Origin of the sequence: Burkholderia perseverans, assembly GCF_022870505.1 — a bacterium.
In the GTDB taxonomy this organism is placed as follows: domain Bacteria; phylum Pseudomonadota; class Gammaproteobacteria; order Burkholderiales; family Burkholderiaceae; genus Burkholderia; species Burkholderia plantarii.
Genome location: NZ_CP045093.1, coordinates 734,418 through 750,821 on the forward strand (window position 1 = coordinate 734,418; position 16,404 = coordinate 750,821).

Consider the following 16,404-nt stretch of genomic DNA (forward strand, 5'->3'; position numbering starts at 1 on the left):
ACTAATGGCTGGTCACCCACTGACCGATTCATCGATTCACACTGACTCACCCGCTCAACTCAACGGAGAAACGACATGAAAGTCCTGATGGTTCTGACCTCGCACGACGAACTCGGCAACACCGGCCGCAAGACGGGCTTCTGGCTCGAGGAGCTGGCCGCTCCCTTCTATGCGTTCAAGGACGCCGGCGCGGAAATCGTGCTGGCGTCGCCCAAGGGCGGCCAGCCGCCGCTCGACCCGAAGAGCAACGAGCCGGCCAACCAGACCGACATGACGCGCCGCTTCGAACAGGATGCGCAGGCCACCGCGCAGCTGGCCGCCACGGTGCGGCTGGACAGCGTCTCGCAGGCCGACTTCGACACGGTGTTCTATCCCGGCGGCCACGGCCCGCTGTGGGATCTCGCCGAGGACCGGAATTCGATCGCGCTGATCGAGGCGTTCATCGCGGCCGGCAAGCCCGTCGCGCTGGTCTGCCACGCACCGGGCGCGCTGCGCCACGTCCGCACGCCGGCCGGCGCGCCGCTGGTCCAGGGCAGGCAGGTCACCGGCTTCACCAACTCCGAAGAGGCCGCGGTCGGGCTGACCGACGTCGTGCCGTTCCTCGTTGAAGACGAACTGAAGGCCAAGGGCGGCGTGTATTCGAGCACCGGCGACTGGGCGCCTTACGTCGTCACCGACGGCCTGCTGATCACCGGGCAGAACCCGGCCTCGTCGGCGCCGGCCGCCGCCACGCTGATGCAGCACCCGGCGCTCGCCGCGCGCTGACCCATGCCGGCCCGGCCGCCGGCCGGGTCGCCTCCAATCGATAAGGATTCCTCATGAGCGAACCGACCTTGCAACATCCCGCCCTCTTCACGCCGGTCGAACTCGGCGGGCACACGCTGCGCAACCGCATCGTGCTGCCGCCGCTGACGCGCCAGCGCAGCGCGCAGCCCGGCGACGTGCCGACCGAACTCGCCGCGCGCTACTACCGCCAGCGCGCGAGCGCCGGCTTCATGGTCAGCGAAGGCACGCAGATCGAGCCGCGCGGCCAGGGCTATGCATGGACGCCGGGCATCTACAGCGACGCGCAGATCGACGGCTGGCGCCGCGTGACCGACGCGGTCCACGCCGAGGGCGGTGTGATCTTCGCGCAGCTGTGGCACGTGGGCCGCGTCTCGCACACGGCGCTGCAGCCGGGTGGCGCGGCGCCGCTCGCGCCGTCGGCGATTCCGGCCCGGCAGGCCAAGGCGTTCATCGCGACCGGTCCTGGCACCGGCACGCTGGTCGCGCCGTCCGAGCCGCGCGCGCTCACCGTGGCCGAGATCGGCGAACTGGTCGGGCTCTATGCGCAGGCGGCCCGCAACGCGCTGCGGGCCGGCTTCGACGGCGTCGAGATCCATGCGGCCAACGGCTATCTGGTGAACCAGTTCATCTCGGAGCACGCCAACACGCGTGACGACGCCTACGGCGGCACGCTGCACAACCGCCTGCGCTTCCTGCGCGAGATCGTCGAGGCGGTGGCCGCCGAGGTCGGGCCGCAGCGGCTCGGCGTGCGCTTCACGCCGCTCTTCACGAGCACCGATCAGGACCGCGTCTACATCGGCCTGGTCGAAGCGGACCCGCAGCAGACCTATATCGAGGCGATCAAGGTGCTGGAGGCGGCCGGCGCCGCCTATGTGTCGATCGCCGAGGCCGACTGGGACAGCGCGCCGGACCTGCCGGAAGCGTTCCGCCGCGAAGTGCGGCGCAGCTTCAGCGGCCGCATCGTCTACGCGGGACGCTACACGGCCGAACGCGGCGCGCGGCTGGTCGAGGCCGGCCTCGCGGACCTGATCGCGTTCGGCCGTCCGTTCATCGCGAACCCGGACCTGCCCGCGCGCATCGCGAACGGCTGGCCGCTCAACGCGCTGAACCCCGCCACGCTGTATGGCGGCGGCGAGGCCGGCTTCACCGATTACCCGGTGTACGCGCAATCCAGTTTCCAATCGTCGAACGAGGTGGTGTCATGAGCAAGGGAATCGAGAACAAGGTGGTGTTGATCACGGGCGGCAGCACCGGCATCGGCGCCGAGGCGGCGCGCCATCTGGCGGCGCGCGGCGCCCGGGTGGCGGTCGCGGCGCGCCGCCGGGACAGGCTCGACGAGGTGGTGGCCGCCATCGAGGCGGCGGGCGGCGAGGCGAGGGCCTACGCGCTCGACGTCACCGACAAGCATCAGGTGGAGGCGGTGGCCGCGGCGGTGGTGGCCGATTTCGGCCGGCTCGACGTGCTCGTCAACAACGCCGGGCTGATGCCGATCCGGCCGATGGCCGAGGTGAACACCGACGAGTGGGACGCGATGATCGACGTGAACCTGAAGGGCACGCTCTACGGCATCGCCGCCGCGCTGCCGCGCTTCCTGGCGCAGGGCAGCGGCCACGTCATCAACCTGAGTTCGGTGGCCGGCATCAAGGTGTTCGCGCCGGGCGGCACGGTGTACTCCGGCACCAAGTACGCGGTGCGGGCGATCTCCGAGGGCTTGCGGCAGGAGGTGGGCGAGCGGATCCGCGTCACCTCGATCGAGCCCGGCGCGGTGGACAGCGACCTCAAGTTCAGCACCTCCGGCACCGCGCAGGAGACCGTGCTCGAGTTCTACCGGCAGGCGATTCCGGCCGCCTCGGTGGCGCGCGCCATCGCGTTCGCGATCGAGCAGCCCGACGACGTCGACATCAACGAGATCGTGCTGCGCCCGACCAGCCAGACGTTCTGACGGCACCCAGCGCGTCCGGCCGCTTGCCGGCGCGCCGCAATCCGCGCACCGGCCGTTCAACCGTTAGAATCGCGGTTTTAGTCCGGAACACGTCCATGTCCTTTGCCTCGCTTGGCCTGATCGAGCCGTTGCTGCGTAATTTGCGCGATCTCAATTACGCGGAGCCCACGCCGGTGCAGGCCAAGGCGATTCCTGCCGTGCTCGGCGGCAAGGACGTGATGGCCGGCGCGCAGACCGGCACCGGCAAGACCGCCGGCTTCGCGCTGCCGCTGCTGCAGCGGCTGGTGCAGCAGGGCCCCTCGGTGTCGAGCAATCGCGCCCGCGTGCTGGTGCTGGTGCCCACCCGCGAGCTGGCCGAACAGGTGCTGCAAAGCTTCGCCGATTACGGCCGCGGCCTCGAGCTGCGGATGCTGGCCGCCTACGGCGGCGTCAGCATCAATCCGCAGATGATGAAGCTGCGCAAGGGCGTGGACGTGCTGGTGGCCACCCCGGGCCGGCTGCTCGATCTGAACCGGCAGAACGCGGTGCAGTTCGATCAGGTGCGCACGCTGGTGCTGGACGAGGCCGACCGCATGCTGGACCTCGGCTTCGCGCGCGAACTCGATGCCGTGTTCGCCGCCTTGCCCGTGCAGCGCCAGACGCTGCTGTTCTCCGCGACGTTTTCCGACGAGATTCGCGCGATGGCCGCGAAGCTGCTGCGCGAGCCCGTGCAGATCAGCGTCAGCGCGCCCAATGCCGCGGCCAGCCGGGTCCGGCAGTGGGTGGTGACGGTCGACAAACGCAACAAGCCCGAACTCTTCATGCACCTGCTGGCCGAGAACGGCTGGCAGCACGCGCTGGTGTTCGCGAAGACCCGCGTCGGCGTCGATTATCTGGCGGCCCGGCTCGAGGAAGCGGGCCACGCGGTCGATACGATCCACGGCGACAAGCCGCAGCCCGCGCGCCTGCGGGCGCTGGAGCGCTTCAAGCGCGGCGAGGTGCGGATGCTGGTGGCCACCGACGTGGCGGCGCGCGGGCTCGACATCGACGACCTGCCGCTCGTGATCAACGTCGATCTGCCGATCGTGGCGCAGGACTACGTGCATCGGATCGGCCGCACCGGCCGCGCGGGCGCGAGCGGCGTGGCGGTGTCGCTGGTGTGCGCCGACGAGGCGCCGCAACTGGCGGCGATCGAGGCGCTGATCCGGCAAACGCTGCGGCGCGAGGAGGAACCCGGTTTCGAAGCCGAGCACCGCGTGCCGCAAACCAGCACCACCGGCGAACTGATCAAGAAGCCGAAAAAACCCAAGAAGCCGAAGGTGCCGCAAGCGGCGCCGGGTTTCGCACCGGCGGCTGGCGCGAAACCGCGTGCGCAAGGGGCACGAGGAGCGCAGGGCAAGCCCAAGGCGCCGCCGCGTGCGGGCGAGGCCGGTGACGCTACCCATGGCAGCCCGTTCAGTGTGCGCAAGCCGCGCGGCAAGGCCGCCGGCAAACCGCGCACGCCACGCTGAAGCGCGCCCGCCCCGGCTTTTCCCGGCGGGCGATCCGTTGAGTGAGCCGTTGAGTGAGCCGAACGCGGCACCCGGTTCGCCGGCATGCAGCGATGCCGCCCGATCACACCGCCGGCTTGCATGCCGGCGGCCCTTTCCGATGCCGGCCTGCCGAATCCGTCGCGCTACACTACGGCACCGCCATCCGCCACCTCGCGGATGCCTCGCTTTCCTTCCCCGGACATCGCATGTCGAGACGACCTTCTCCTGAACAACGGCGCGAGCTGGGCACGTTCCTGTCCAGCCGCCGCGCGCGCCTGCAGCCCGCCGAGTTCGGCCTGCCCGAGGGCGCGCGGCGCACGCCGGGCCTGCGCCGCGAGGAAGTGGCGGTGCTCGCCGGCGTCAGCGTCAGCTGGTACACCTGGCTCGAACAGGGACGCGACATCCAGCCGTCGGCCGACGCGCTGCGCCGGATCGCCGGCGTGCTGCGGCTCGACGCGGTGGAGTCGGCGCACCTGTTCGCGCTGTCCTCGCGCGAGGTGGCGCCCGCCGTCGCGGACGGCGGCGGCGTCAGCGAGGGGCTCGAACTGCTGGTGCGCTCGATCAACGTGCCGGCCTACGTGCGCAACACGCGGCTCGACATCCTGGCCTGGAACGACGCCATCGCGGACCTGTTCGTCGACTACGGCTCGCTGCAGCCGCACGAGCGCAACACGCTGCGCCTGCTGTTCCTCTACAAGCCGTACCGCAGCCTGATCCTCGACTGGGAGCAGATGACGCGCGGCATGATCTCGGCGTTTCGCGCCGCGCGCGCGCAGGCGCAGGACCAGGCGCCGTTCGACAGCCTGATCGACGAGCTGACGGCGCTGAGCCCCGAGTTTCGCGACTGGTGGCAGGACGTCGACGTGAAGGGCTTCGACGAGGGCGACAAGCGGCTGCGCAACCCGGCGGGCGGCCTGATCGAGTTCACCTACGTGGCGCTCACGCCCACCGGTCGTCCCGACCTCTCGCTCGTGACCTACCTCCCGCGCCACACTGCCGGTGACTCCGACTCATAGGATCACAAGACGCCTTCTTCACCCGGTCCGATGTGCCTAAAGTTGATCCCAGTGCAGCACTTTCCCACTGTTTTCAACCTCAGCGAGGCCAGCATGTCGAACCCGAACACCCCCCTCACGATCGGCGCCACGTCGCGCAATCCCGCCACCGGCGAATTCATCGCCCACTATCCGTTCCAGACCGCCGACGAGGTCGAGCGCATGCTCGATGGCAACGCCGAGGCATACCGGCTCTGGCGCGCCACGCCGATGGCGGTGCGCGTGGCGACCTACCGGCGCCTGGCGGCCGTGCTGCGCGAGCGCGCCGATACGCTCGCGGCGCTGATCACGGCCGAGATGGGCAAGACCCTGGCCGCCGCGCACGCGGAAGTCGAGAAGTGCGCGGCGACGATCGACTGGATCGCCGAACACGGCCCGGCGATCCTCGCCGACGAGCCGGCGCCGGTCGACGGTGACGATCAGGTCCACGTGTCCTACCTGCCGATCGGCTCGATCCTCGCGGTGATGCCGTGGAATTTCCCGCTCTGGCAGGTGATTCGCGCCTCCGGGCCGATCATGCTGTCGGGCAACGGCTTCATCCTCAAGCACGCGGCCAACGTGATGGGCTCGGCCTACGCGCTGCAGGCCGCCTACGAGGCCGCCGGCTTCCCGGCCGGGCTGTTCACCAACCTGAACGCCGACAACGACACGGTGGCGCGCGTGATCGAGGATCCGCGCGTGGCGGCCGTCACGCTGACGGGCAGCATGCGGGCCGGCTCGGCCGTGGCGGCCACCGCCGGCCGCGCGTTGAAGAAGAGCCTGCTGGAACTGGGCGGTGCCGACGCGTTCATCGTGCTGGCCGACGCGAACCTCGAACTGGCCGTCAAGGCCGCCATCGAGGCGCGCTTCCAGAACGCCGGGCAGGTGTGCCTCGCGGCCAAGCGCTTCATCCTCGAACGGCCGATCGCCGAGGCGTTCATCGAGCAGTTCGTCGCCGCCGCGCGCCGCGTCAAGGCCGGCGATCCGCTCGATCCGGCCAGCACGATCGGGCCGATGGCGCGCGCCGACCTGCGCGACGAACTGCATCGCCAGGTGGAGCGCACCATCGAGGCCGGCGCGACGCTGCTGCTCGGCGGCCGGAAGGTGGAAGGCGCCGGCAACTACTACGAGCCGACCGTGCTCGCCGACGTCGCGCCCGGCATGGCCGCGTTCGACGAGGAAACCTTCGGGCCGGTCGCCGCGATCACCGTGGCCGACGATGCCGAGCATGCGATCGAGCTGGCCAACACGAGCGACTACGGCCTCGGCGGCAGCCTCTGGACCAGCGACGTCGCACGTGCCCAGCGCATCGCGCGACGCCTCGAGACGGGCGGCGTGTTCATCAACGGCTTCTCCGCCTCGAACCCGCGCATTCCGGTGGGCGGCGTGAAGAAAAGCGGCTACGGACGCGAGCTGTCGCACTTCGGCCTGCGCGAGTTCACCAATGCCCAGGCCGTGTGGGCCAAGACCGTCGATTGAGCGGTGGCCGCCTCGCTCGCCGTTCTCCATCATCGCATCAGAGAGGAATCCGAATCATGAACACCCGTTCCGACAGCCCCGTCCTGCAGCCGGTCACGCTCGGCCCGCTGCAACTGAAGAATCGCATCGTGATGGCGCCGATGACGCGCAGCCGCGCCGACGATGCCGGCGTGCCGCCCGACTACGCGGCCGACTACTACGCGCAGCGCGCCGGCGCCGGCCTGATCATCACCGAGGCGACCAACATCTCCGCCCAGGCGCGCGGCTACCCGCGCACGCCCGGCATCTGGACCGAGGCGCAGGTCGCGGCATGGCAGCGCGTGACCGAGGCGGTCCACCGCCGCGAGGGCAGGATCTTCCTGCAGCTGTGGCACACCGGGCGCATGTCCCATCCCGACCTGCACGACGGCGCGCTGCCCGTGGCCCCTTCCGCGCTCAAGCCGCAGGGCCAGATTCGGGTCCACGACGGCATGAAGGATTTCGTCACGCCGCGCGCGCTCGACGCCGCCGAGATCCCGGGCATCGTCGAGGACTACCGCCGCGCCGCGCAGAACGCGAAGCGCGCCGGCTTCGACGGCGTGGAGGTGCATTCGGCCAACAACTACCTGCTCGAACAGTTCGTGCGCGACAGCACCAACCGGCGCGACGACGAATACGGCGGCTCGATCGAGAACCGGCTGCGCTTCCCGCTCGCGGTGGTCCGGGCCGTGATCGACGTGTGGGGCAGCGAGCGCGTCGGCATCCGCATCTCGCCCGTCACCACGGCGCCGGGCGAGACGCCGCTCGACAGCGACACGATGGCGACGTTCGGCGCCTATCTCGACGCGCTGTCGAAGCTCGGGCTGCTCTACGTGCATGACATCGAGGGCGTGACGCAGCTGAGCCGCGAGGCGGACGGCGAGGTCAGCTTCGGCGCGCTGCGCCGGCGCTTCGGCGGCGCCTACATCGCGAACAACCAGTACACGCTGGCGCTGGCCGAGCAGACGCTGGCGGCCGGCGACGCGGACCTGTTCAGCATCGGGCGGCCGTTCATCGCCAATCCCGATCTGGTCGAGCGCCTGCGCGTGGGCGCGCCGCTTGCCGAGGCGCCGAAGCAATACTGGTACGGCGGCGATTCGACCGGCTACTCGGACTGGCCCGACCGGCGCGTGTGAGCATCGGGTTGTTGCTGCCGGGCATGCTCAGGGAACGAGATGGAGGCCGGCGGCGCGCCTTTTCGCGGCGCGCGCGCCGAGCCGTGCGATACTCGCCCGGGGTCCGCCGTCGCGGAGCCAGTCACCGGAGGAGCCGCCGTGTTCGCGAGTTATGATCCGACCCATACGGGTTTCGTCGCCGAGATCGACGGCTGCCGCTGTTGCATCGAGGGCATCGCCTCGCCGATCGCCGATCAGATCGACTGGCGCTGGACCATCTCGATCGCGCAACTCGACAACCTCGACGGGATGGATCCCGACAAGTTCGATGTACTCGCAACCGGTGAGACGGTCACGCCGCTGCAGGCGTCCCAGCAGATCGTCGCCTGGCTCGACGCGCATCCGCCCGAGGACGACGAACTGTCCGACGGCGCGGACGCGCCGCCGCCGCACGCGGGCTGAGCCCGCGCCCGCCGTCTTCCCCGGTTCGGCTTGCCGCCACGGCAAGAGGAGCCGGTAGCGCCCGCGCCGCCCGCTACCGCCACGCCTGCGTGAATTCCCCGATCACCCGCGCCAGATGCTGCTGCATCGCCTCGCGCGCGGCCTGCGCGTCGCGCGCCATGATGGCCGAGAAGATGCGCTGGTGCTCGTCCTGCGAGGCCTCGCGCAGCGCCGTGGTGTGGAAGTGTTCCTCGATCTTGCGCCAGAGCGGATCGGCGCGCGAGCTGTCCCACATCGCCGCCACCATGTGATGCAGCACCGCGTTGCCGGTCGCGGCCGCGATGCCGAGATGGAATTCGCGGTCGGCCGCTTCGTTCGCGGCCTTGTCGTCCATGTTCTCGCGCATCGTGCGCAGCGCCGCGAACAGCCGGTCGAGATCGGCGTCCTTGCGCTCGGTGGCCGCGAGCGCGGCGATCTCCGACTCGATCAGCGCCCGCGCGCGCAGCGTCTCGATCGGCCCAGGCCCGCGCGGCAGCTCGAACGGCGTCGCGCGTGCCTCGCGCGCCGCGGCGCCGTGCGTCTCCATCACGTAGATCCCCGAGCCGACCCGCACCTCCACCACGCCGCGCACTTCGAGCGCGATGATCGCCTCGCGCACCTGCGTGCGGCTGACCGCGAAACGCTCGGCCAGCGTGCGCTCCGACGGCAGCCGCGCGCCCGGCCCGACGTCGCCCGACGCGATCAGGTCATAGATCTGCTTTGCCAGCCCGACGTAGGAACGGTCGGCCGCGTCGGCATCGGCGGCGCGGCCGGCGGGCGTGGACGGGGAAAAAACTTCGGCCATGCGGTGTGCTCGTGAAATCGGTCGATCGGTCAATCCGTGGCCGCGCGGCGGAGCCCGGCGGCGGATCGCGAAAATGGTACACCAGTTTGCGGGCGAGCCCCGACGCGTACCGCCGAAACGGGCGGAACGCCGCCTGCCGGGGCCGCGCCGTCCGGTGGACAGGCCTGTCCCAACTGGTAAACCACTATTCCGCCTAACTGGTCGACCAGTGAGAATCTGGTCCAACCAGGTGGGGCCGGGTCGTCCGGCCATTGCGCCGTTGCGAAGTTTTCCGGAAGGAGGGTGGACGGTGAAGATGTCTTTTCGTTGGTATGGCGATACCGATCCGGTGCCGCTGCAATACATCCGGCAGATCCCGGGCGTGACGCAGATCGTCTCGGCCGTCTACGACGAGCCGGTGGGCGAGGTCTGGCCGCTTGCGAAGATCGAGGCGCTGAAGGCGAAGATCGAGGCGGCCGGGCTGCGTTTCGAGGTGGTCGAGTCGGTGCCGGTGCATGAGGACATCAAGCTCGGCAAGCCCACGCGCGACCGGCTGATCGCGAACTACCAGCAGACCCTGCGCCATCTGGCGGCGGCCGGCATCCAGGTGGTCTGCTACAACTTCATGCCGGTGTTCGACTGGACCCGCACCGAGCTCGCGAAGACGCTCGAGGACGGCTCCACCTGCCTCGCGTTCAGCACCGAGGAAGTCGAGCGGATCGATCCGGACCAGGGCATCTCGCTGCCGGGCTGGGATTCGAGCTACCGGCCCGAGGAACTGAAGGCGCTGCTGGCCGAGTATCGCGAGATCGACGAGGCGCGCCTGTGGGCCAACCTCGAATACTTCCTGAAGGCGATCGTGCCGGTGGCGGCCGAGTGCGGGATTCGCATGGCGATCCATCCCGACGATCCGCCGCGCCCGATCTTCGGCCTGCCGCGCATCGTCAAGAACCGCGACGACCTCGCGCGGATCCTGCAGGCCGTCGACCACCCGGCCAACGGCCTGACGCTGTGTTCGGGCTCGCTCGGCGCGGGGCCGCAGAACGACGTCGAGGCGCTGGTGCGCGAGTTCGGCGCGATGGGGCGGATCCATTTCGCGCACATCCGCAACGTCAAGATCACGCCCGAGGGCGACTTCGAGGAAGCGGCGCACCTGTCGAGCTGCGGCTCGCTCGACATCGCCGCGATCGTGAAGGCGTATCACGACACCGGCTTCACCGGCTACGCGCGGCCCGACCACGGCCGGATGATCTGGGGCGAAACCGGCAAGCCCGGCTACGGGCTCTACGACCGCGCGCTCGGCGCGGTCTACCTGAACGGGATCTGGGAAGCGCTCGAGAAGTTCGACTGACCGAAGCGGCGCGGGCGCCGCGCTTCAAGCACCACAAGACCGATAACGACACCACTCGCACCCCGACGTGCGACCGACGACGCTCGCCCATCCCGGGCGGCGCGCGGCAATCCAGCGAAGCGGAGACCTTCGATGCCGAAAATCCGATGGGCGATGATCCTGATGTGCTTCCTCGCCAACGTCATCAACTTCGTCGATCGCGCCAATCTCGCGATCGCCGCGCCGAGCATCCGCGCCGACCTCGGCCTCGACGCCGTGGGCATGGGCCTCGTGCTCAGCGCGTTCTTCTGGACCTACGCGTTCCTGCAGCTGCCGGCCGGCTGGTTCATCGACAAGGTGGGCGTGCGCGTCGCGCTGGCGCTGGCGGTGGGCTGGTGGTCGGTGTTCACGGTCGCCACCGGCGCCGCGCGCGGGCTCGGGCAGCTGGTGGGCATGCGGCTGATGCTCGGCGCCGGCGAGGCCGCCGCGATCCCGTCGTTCGCGAAGGTCGCGTTCAACTGGTTCCCGCGCCGCGAGCGCGGGCTCGCCAGCAGCATCTTCGACAGCGGCTCGCGGGTGGGCTCGGCGCTGTCGCTGCCGCTCGTCGCCTGGCTGATCTCGCTGCTCGGCTGGCGCGGCTCGTTCGCCGTGACGGGCTCGCTCGGCATCGTCTGGGCGCTCGCCTGGTGGTTCATCTATCGCGATCCGGAGCGCTATCGCGCGCTCGCGCCGGCCGCCGTCGAGGCGCTGCTGGCCGAACGCGCGGCGCCGTCGCTGCCGGCCGAGGCTGGGCAGGCCGCGCCGCGCGTGTCGTGGCTCGACCTGTTCCGCTACCGCACCATCTGGGGGATGATGATCGGCCTGTTCTGCCTGAACTTCGCGATCTATTTTTTCATCACCTGGTTCCCGAGCTACCTGCTGCAGTCGCGCGGCTTCTCGCTCGCGTCGCTCGGCACGCTCGGCATGCTGCCCGCGCTGATCGCGATTCCGGGCGGCTGGCTCGGCGGCTACGTGTCCGACGCGCTGTTCCGGCGCGGCTGGAGCGCCACGGCCGCGCGCAAGACCTGCCTCGTGGGCGGCATGCTCGCGTCGTCGTCGATCGCGCTGTCGGCCTACGTCGACAGCATCGGGCTCTGCCTCGCGCTGTTCTCGCTGTCGTATGCGGGGCTGTCGTTCGCCGGCGCGAACGTCTGGACGCTGGTGGGCGAGGTCGCGCCGACGCCCGCCCACGTCGCCTCGATCGGCGGCATCCAGAACTTCGCCGGCAATCTGGCCGGCATCTTCATCACCACGTTCACGGGGCTGATGCTGTCGATCACGCGCGGCTCGTTCGTCGTGCCGCTGGTGGTGGCCGGCGTGCTGTGCGTGGTGGGGGCGCTGTCCTACCTGTTGGTGGTCGGCAAGGTCGAACCGCTGCCGCCGCCGCGTTCGCGCGCGGCCGGCGCGCAGCGCGCCAGCGCGGCCTGATACCAGCTTCATGGTCACGCGGCCCGGGCCTGCCGCTCGCCTCCACTGAACGCCGCCGGTCCGGGCGGCGTTTTTCCTGCTCCTCGCGGACCGTTCGTGCCCGCTGCCTCCTTCCCGCGTTGCCGGCCAATCCGGCTCGGCGCGAACGCTATCCCGCCGCTGTTTCGCTGCAATCCACGTCATGTTGCCAGTCGATCAGTCGTCGAAAAAACGCGCCGAATCGAGAGATTGTCGAAAGTATATTTTCGACGCGCTTTCGGCCATTCCCGGATCGTAAAAATAGAACTATCGCTATTTCACGCGCGGGGTCGGCTTGTTATGTTTTCGCCTGAAAAAATACTTCACATCACGTTGTGACTGATTCTCATGGCAAAGGCCCGACATCACTGGCGTCCGGATTTTTCCCGCATCAACGGGCCCGTCGCGAAGGCGATTGCCGATCAAATCGAAGAAGCCATTGGCGGTGGCATATTCCGGCCGGGCGACAAGTTGCCCACGCAACAGGCCATCGCCGATTCACTGGGTTTCCACCTGAACACGGTGCATGCCGCGTTTCGTGAGCTTGGCCTGCGTGGTCTCACGCAGGGAGCGGGCGGGCGCGGAACGATCGTGCTGAAGGCGCGGCGCTGAGCGGTTTCCCGATCGCGTGTCGCCACCGCGCCGGGGCTTGACGGACCAGGGAGGGTAGCGTTTGAAGAGATAGAGGCATTCAGGCATCGATATTTCGCAGTCCAAATGTATTTTCAATCGAGACGAATATGGAAAATAAACTTCGCCCAATCGGGCCGGGTCTGTACCTTGCCGCCATCCTGTCGTTGACGGCCGCGTCGGCGGCACACGCGATCGTGATCGATCCGGCCACGTTCGAGCAGAACGGCGGCGACCCGTCGAACGTGGCCGGCACCATCCAGGCGGCCAACAGGAAGCTGACCAATCTCAGCAACGAGGCGGCATGGCTCAGCGTCGGCCGGCTCGAACTGACGCGCGCGCCCGGTGGCCGGCCCGGGGCCGCCTGCACCGCGACCTGGATCGGCAACCAGGGCCACTGGGCCTATTTCATGACGGCGGCGCATTGCCTGGACCTGCGCGGCGGCAGCCTCGAGACGCCGGTCTCGGCCCGCTTCACGGACTGGAGCGGCAAGGTGGCCGCGGGCGGCAGCGGCACGGCCTATGTGCCGGACGGCAAGCAGCGGCCCGGCGTGCCGGTGAGGCCGCAGGCGCTGGCCGATACCGCGTCGAGCCAGATGGCGATCGTCAGGCTGCCGCGCCTTGACGACATCAAGGGGCGCTCGCGGCTGGTCCCGATCGAGCCGCCGGTCCTCAACGACGTCGCGGACGAACCGGGCCGCGACACGATCCTGATCGGATACGGCAGGTGGGGCGTCGGTCAGAACCGGACCAGTTTCTCGAATCGGCCGGATCTGGGCGCAGGCCGGCTGTACGGGCGCACCCAGGTCGACACGATATCGCCCGACGGCGGCGGCCTCAGCGCCATCTACCAGCCGTCCGGCCCGTCCTCGCACTGGGCGCAGGCCACCGCCGGCGACGACGGCGCGCCGTGGTGGCAGATCCATGGCACGCGGCCGACCATCGTCGCGGTCACGGACGCGGGGCAGTTCAACCTGTCGGCGGCGGTGCGCGTGTCGAAGTTCGCGGGCTGGATCAAGTCGGTCTATCCGCAGGCGCGCTTCCTGTCGGCGGTCAAGCCGCGAGCCTGCCTCGTCAACGAGCAGTTCGGCACGCAATACTGCCTCTCCGCGGGCGAGGAAAGCTACAACGGCGACCGGAAGTGGCCGGTCCTGTTCTCGGGCTGGGACGTGCGCGTGCAGGCGGACGACGGCGTGGCGGTGCGACTGTCGACGAGCCCGCGGCTGGATGCGGCCGGCATCCGGAAGTCGGCGCAGTTCTTCGGCACGACGGACACCGGCCGGCTCAAGCACGTCAAGGCGAACGACGGCGAGTATCTCGACTTCTCGAAGCCGAACGCGATGCGCGTGACGCCGGACAGCAAGCCGCTCGGCTGCATCGTGAGCCTCGATTCCGCGCAGACGTACTGCCTGCCGGCGGGCGAGCCGGCGGTCCGGCAGCTGCCGGCGTGGATCAAGGGGCAGGCCGTGTTCGTGAAGGCCGATCCCGGCGTGGCCGTGCGGCTGTCCGATCGTCCCGACTTCGCGTACGACCGCGTCGCCACGTTCAGCGGGACCGTCGATCACGACAAGCTGCTGAAGGTGCGCGCCGAAAACGGCGAGGACCTCGACTTCTCGCGGCCGGTGTCGATGGAAGTGATTCAGCACTGAGCTGACGCGCGCTGAAGCGTGAAGATGCCGGGGCGGGACAGGTTCCCGCCCCGGTTTTTTTGTCGGCGCGGCCCGCGAACCGCTCAGGCCGGCGCGCCGCCCGACACCGGTGGCGTCATGACAACGCCGTTCGCGAGCGCGGCATCCGCTGGCGCCGCCGGCGCCCCCTGCGCCGCTCGTGCCGCGTGGCGTTCCAGCGGCAGCCACAGGACGAGGCGCGTTCCTTTCGGCCCGACGATCCAGTCGACCGTGCCGTCGAGCGCCCGTGCCCGGCGCCGCTGGTTGTGCAGGCCGTGCCCGGTTCCGCTGCCGAGCGCCTGCTCGACGTCGAAGCCCTCGCCGTCGTCCTCGATGGTGACCTGCACGCCCGTCTGATCGGCCGCCGTGGCGACGCGTATTTCGCCGGCCCGCGTGTGGGCCAGCACGTTGGCGATGCCCTCCTGCACGATGCGCAGGATATGCAGCGCGCTGGACGGATCCAGCCAGTTCAGCGTGGGCAGCGCCTGCACGTCCCAGCGCAGCGCGATACCCGCTTCCTCCAGCCGCGGTTCCAGCCGGAAACGCAGCGTGGCGAGCAGCATCAGCAGATCGGCCTCGACCGGCTCCATGGAATCGATCGTCAGCTTCAGGTCGTCGAGGCAGCCCTTGAGGATTTGCGACACGCGCGGGGCGCTGGCGGTGCCGTGCTCCACGGAGCGGATCGCGCTGATCAGCGCCGAGCCGAGGCCATCGTGCATGTCCTGCATCAGCCGGCGGCGCTCGTCGCTGATGGTCCTGCGCCGCTCGGCCTCGCGCAGCAGCCGGTGGCTCTCCTCGAGTTCGGCTTCGCGCTCGCGCAGGCGGCGCGCGAGGCTCACGTTCATCTGCTCGATCTCGACGATCGCGAGAACGTAGCGCCGATAGATCAGGAAGCCGAACACGCAGAACGTGACGGCATTCATGTAGGCGCCGAGAAACCAGCCTTCGAGGCTCACGACGTTGTTGTACATCAGCCAGTCCGCCACGCCGAGCAGCGTGCAGATGCCGACGGCGGCGGCCACCAGCCTTGCCTCCCACGAGCGGCGCCAGGCGGCCAGGATGCCCACCAGGCCGACGACCGTGCCCATCACGATCCCGACGGCGTAGATCATCGGAATGATCACGGGGACGTTCGGCAGTACCGGCAGGATCGCCACCGGCGGCAGCGTCAGCACGCCGATCGCCGTGGTCGCCCCCACCACCGCGCGCGTGAGCCAGCGCAGCGGGCGGCCGTGCAGCTGGCACAGGAAGAAATGCACGACCGTGATCAGCCAGAACAGGCCGTTGAGCGTCAGCCACGCGAACCAGTCGTCGGTGATCGGCACGCCGACGTAGTAGTGCAGGTGCGCCACGAACGAGGTCGCCGCCAGGTTGAAGAACAGCAGGTAGCCGGTTTCGTGGCGGCGCCGGAACCAGACGAAGAGGGCGAACACGCCCACCACCAGGAACGCGGCGCTGAGCGTGGCGGGCACTTCGCGCTGCAGCCACTGGCGCAGGTAGTAGCGGCCGCGCAGCGCGTCGATGCCGCCGAGCCACAGCGAGGTCAGCGCCACCTCGTTGGCGGGCGTCTGTTCGAGGCGGATCAGGATCTCGCGTACCGGGGCGCCGTCATGCCGTTCCAGCTCGACCCAGAGCGGCGTGAACAGGCTGTTCCACAACGGCCCCTGGCGCTGCGCGCGGTGGACCAGCCGGCCGTCGACATAGACGGCGACGGTGCCGTCGGTCTTGACGCGGCTGCCGTACAGCGCAAGCGGGCCGGCGGGCAGTGCCGCGCCGGCCACCGGCACGCGGATCCAGGCGATCTTGCCGATCGTGTCGATCGAGTTGGTCGTGCCGCGCTGCGTGCCGGCGGGGTCGGGCTGCCGCAAGGCGCGCGGCAGCGTGACCCGCTGCCATGCGTCGGGCAGCGTGCGGCTGTCAAGCGTCGCGGCGGGCTCGGTCATCCCGTGCGCGGGCGTGACCTGCCACTGCGCCTGCGTGAGATGCTCGCAGGCCTCGCATTGCAGCGGCCCGTCGCCGAACACGTACCACACGCCCGCGCCCGCGAGCAGCGCGAGCGAGACGGCGAACAGCAGGCCGGCCAGCAACGATGCGCGGCGGCGGCTCATGCGGATGCCCTCGCGCGGTTCGCGGTACGCGGCGA

General features: G+C 69.7%; 14 protein-coding genes. 12 read left to right on the forward strand and 2 right to left on the reverse strand.

Translation table 11 applies throughout. The annotated features are described in order from the left end of the window. Nucleotides 1–75 precede the first annotated feature (75 nt). From BpN12_RS03050 to BpN12_RS03085, 8 genes are all read left to right on the forward strand, one after another. Nucleotides 76–765, forward strand: a complete 690-nt coding sequence (locus tag BpN12_RS03050; RefSeq protein ID WP_246793828.1) for a type 1 glutamine amidotransferase domain-containing protein — start codon at nucleotides 76–78, stop codon at nucleotides 763–765. 53 nt (nucleotides 766–818) lie between these two features. Further along, nucleotides 819–1,991, forward strand: coding sequence for an alkene reductase (locus BpN12_RS03055; RefSeq protein ID WP_246793830.1), 1,173 nt, complete (start codon nucleotides 819–821; stop codon nucleotides 1,989–1,991). After that, on the forward strand, nucleotides 1,988–2,728 hold the full coding sequence (locus BpN12_RS03060; RefSeq protein WP_246793831.1) for an SDR family oxidoreductase: 741 nt from the start codon (nucleotides 1,988–1,990) through the stop codon (nucleotides 2,726–2,728). The genes BpN12_RS03055 and BpN12_RS03060 overlap by 4 nt, the downstream gene beginning before the upstream one ends. Before the next feature lie 95 nt (nucleotides 2,729–2,823). Continuing rightward, nucleotides 2,824–4,218: a DEAD/DEAH box helicase gene (locus BpN12_RS03065; RefSeq protein ID WP_246793832.1), complete on the forward strand. Its 1,395-nt coding sequence runs from the start codon at nucleotides 2,824–2,826 to the stop codon at nucleotides 4,216–4,218. Nucleotides 4,219–4,445: 227 nt separating this feature from the next. After that, nucleotides 4,446–5,255 carry a helix-turn-helix transcriptional regulator gene (locus tag BpN12_RS03070; RefSeq protein WP_246793833.1) on the forward strand — a complete coding sequence of 270 codons (810 nt, stop codon included), beginning with the start codon at nucleotides 4,446–4,448 and terminating at the stop codon, nucleotides 5,253–5,255. A 93-nt stretch (nucleotides 5,256–5,348) separates the two neighbouring features. Then, nucleotides 5,349–6,752, forward strand: coding sequence for an NAD-dependent succinate-semialdehyde dehydrogenase (locus tag BpN12_RS03075; protein ID WP_246793834.1), 1,404 nt, complete (start codon nucleotides 5,349–5,351; stop codon nucleotides 6,750–6,752). 56 nt (nucleotides 6,753–6,808) lie between these two features. Beyond that, nucleotides 6,809–7,906 (forward strand): alkene reductase, encoded by a 1,098-nt coding sequence (locus tag BpN12_RS03080; RefSeq protein ID WP_246793835.1) that lies wholly within the window; start codon nucleotides 6,809–6,811, stop codon nucleotides 7,904–7,906. A 138-nt stretch (nucleotides 7,907–8,044) separates the two neighbouring features. Then, nucleotides 8,045–8,347 carry a hypothetical protein gene (locus BpN12_RS03085; RefSeq protein WP_246793836.1) on the forward strand — a complete coding sequence of 101 codons (303 nt, stop codon included), beginning with the start codon at nucleotides 8,045–8,047 and terminating at the stop codon, nucleotides 8,345–8,347. Between the two features lie 73 nt (nucleotides 8,348–8,420). Here BpN12_RS03085 and BpN12_RS03090 read toward each other — a convergent pair whose 3' ends face one another. Beyond that, the gene (locus BpN12_RS03090; protein WP_246793837.1) at nucleotides 8,421–9,170 is read right to left on the reverse strand and encodes a FadR/GntR family transcriptional regulator; all 750 of its coding nucleotides are present in this window, start codon (nucleotides 9,168–9,170) and stop codon (nucleotides 8,421–8,423) included. A 289-nt stretch (nucleotides 9,171–9,459) separates the two neighbouring features. On the opposite strand from BpN12_RS03090, the gene uxuA reads away from it, so the two are divergent. The 4 genes from uxuA (at nucleotide 9,460) to BpN12_RS03110 (ending at nucleotide 14,243) form a co-directional block, all read left to right on the forward strand. Further along, the gene (gene uxuA / locus BpN12_RS03095) at nucleotides 9,460–10,500 is read left to right on the forward strand and encodes a mannonate dehydratase (RefSeq protein WP_246793839.1); all 1,041 of its coding nucleotides are present in this window, start codon (nucleotides 9,460–9,462) and stop codon (nucleotides 10,498–10,500) included. Nucleotides 10,501–10,632: 132 nt separating this feature from the next. Further along, the gene (locus BpN12_RS03100) at nucleotides 10,633–11,946 is read left to right on the forward strand and encodes an MFS transporter (RefSeq protein WP_246793841.1); all 1,314 of its coding nucleotides are present in this window, start codon (nucleotides 10,633–10,635) and stop codon (nucleotides 11,944–11,946) included. Nucleotides 11,947–12,312: 366 nt separating this feature from the next. Further along, entirely contained in the window at nucleotides 12,313–12,576 is a 264-nt protein-coding gene (locus BpN12_RS03105; protein ID WP_246793843.1) for a winged helix-turn-helix domain-containing protein, read from the forward strand. A 128-nt stretch (nucleotides 12,577–12,704) separates the two neighbouring features. Then, nucleotides 12,705–14,243 carry a peptidase S1 gene (locus BpN12_RS03110; RefSeq protein WP_246793844.1) on the forward strand — a complete coding sequence of 513 codons (1,539 nt, stop codon included), beginning with the start codon at nucleotides 12,705–12,707 and terminating at the stop codon, nucleotides 14,241–14,243. Between the two features lie 83 nt (nucleotides 14,244–14,326). Here BpN12_RS03110 and BpN12_RS03115 read toward each other — a convergent pair whose 3' ends face one another. Further along, nucleotides 14,327–16,369: a sensor histidine kinase gene (locus BpN12_RS03115; RefSeq protein WP_246793845.1), complete on the reverse strand. Its 2,043-nt coding sequence runs from the start codon at nucleotides 16,367–16,369 to the stop codon at nucleotides 14,327–14,329. Between the last annotated feature and the right edge of the window lie 35 nt (nucleotides 16,370–16,404).

Excerpts from the sequence above, each read along its gene's own strand:
- BpN12_RS03075 (WP_246793834.1), top strand. The coding sequence starts at position 5,349 with ATGTCGAACCCGAACACCCCCCTCACGATCGGCGCCACGTCGCGCAAT.
- BpN12_RS03110 (WP_246793844.1), top strand. The coding sequence starts at position 12,705 with ATGGAAAATAAACTTCGCCCAATCGGGCCGGGTCTGTACCTTGCCGCC.
- BpN12_RS03090 (WP_246793837.1), bottom strand. The coding sequence starts at position 9,170 with ATGGCCGAAGTTTTTTCCCCGTCCACGCCCGCCGGCCGCGCCGCCGAT.
- BpN12_RS03105 (WP_246793843.1), top strand. The coding sequence starts at position 12,313 with ATGGCAAAGGCCCGACATCACTGGCGTCCGGATTTTTCCCGCATCAAC.
- BpN12_RS03080 (WP_246793835.1), top strand. The coding sequence starts at position 6,809 with ATGAACACCCGTTCCGACAGCCCCGTCCTGCAGCCGGTCACGCTCGGC.
- BpN12_RS03055 (WP_246793830.1), top strand. The coding sequence starts at position 819 with ATGAGCGAACCGACCTTGCAACATCCCGCCCTCTTCACGCCGGTCGAA.
- BpN12_RS03100 (WP_246793841.1), top strand. The coding sequence starts at position 10,633 with ATGCCGAAAATCCGATGGGCGATGATCCTGATGTGCTTCCTCGCCAAC.
- BpN12_RS03065 (WP_246793832.1), top strand. The coding sequence starts at position 2,824 with ATGTCCTTTGCCTCGCTTGGCCTGATCGAGCCGTTGCTGCGTAATTTG.
- BpN12_RS03050 (WP_246793828.1), top strand. The coding sequence starts at position 76 with ATGAAAGTCCTGATGGTTCTGACCTCGCACGACGAACTCGGCAACACC.
- BpN12_RS03070 (WP_246793833.1), top strand. The coding sequence starts at position 4,446 with ATGTCGAGACGACCTTCTCCTGAACAACGGCGCGAGCTGGGCACGTTC.
- BpN12_RS03060 (WP_246793831.1), top strand. The coding sequence starts at position 1,988 with ATGAGCAAGGGAATCGAGAACAAGGTGGTGTTGATCACGGGCGGCAGC.
- BpN12_RS03115 (WP_246793845.1), bottom strand. The coding sequence starts at position 16,369 with ATGAGCCGCCGCCGCGCATCGTTGCTGGCCGGCCTGCTGTTCGCCGTC.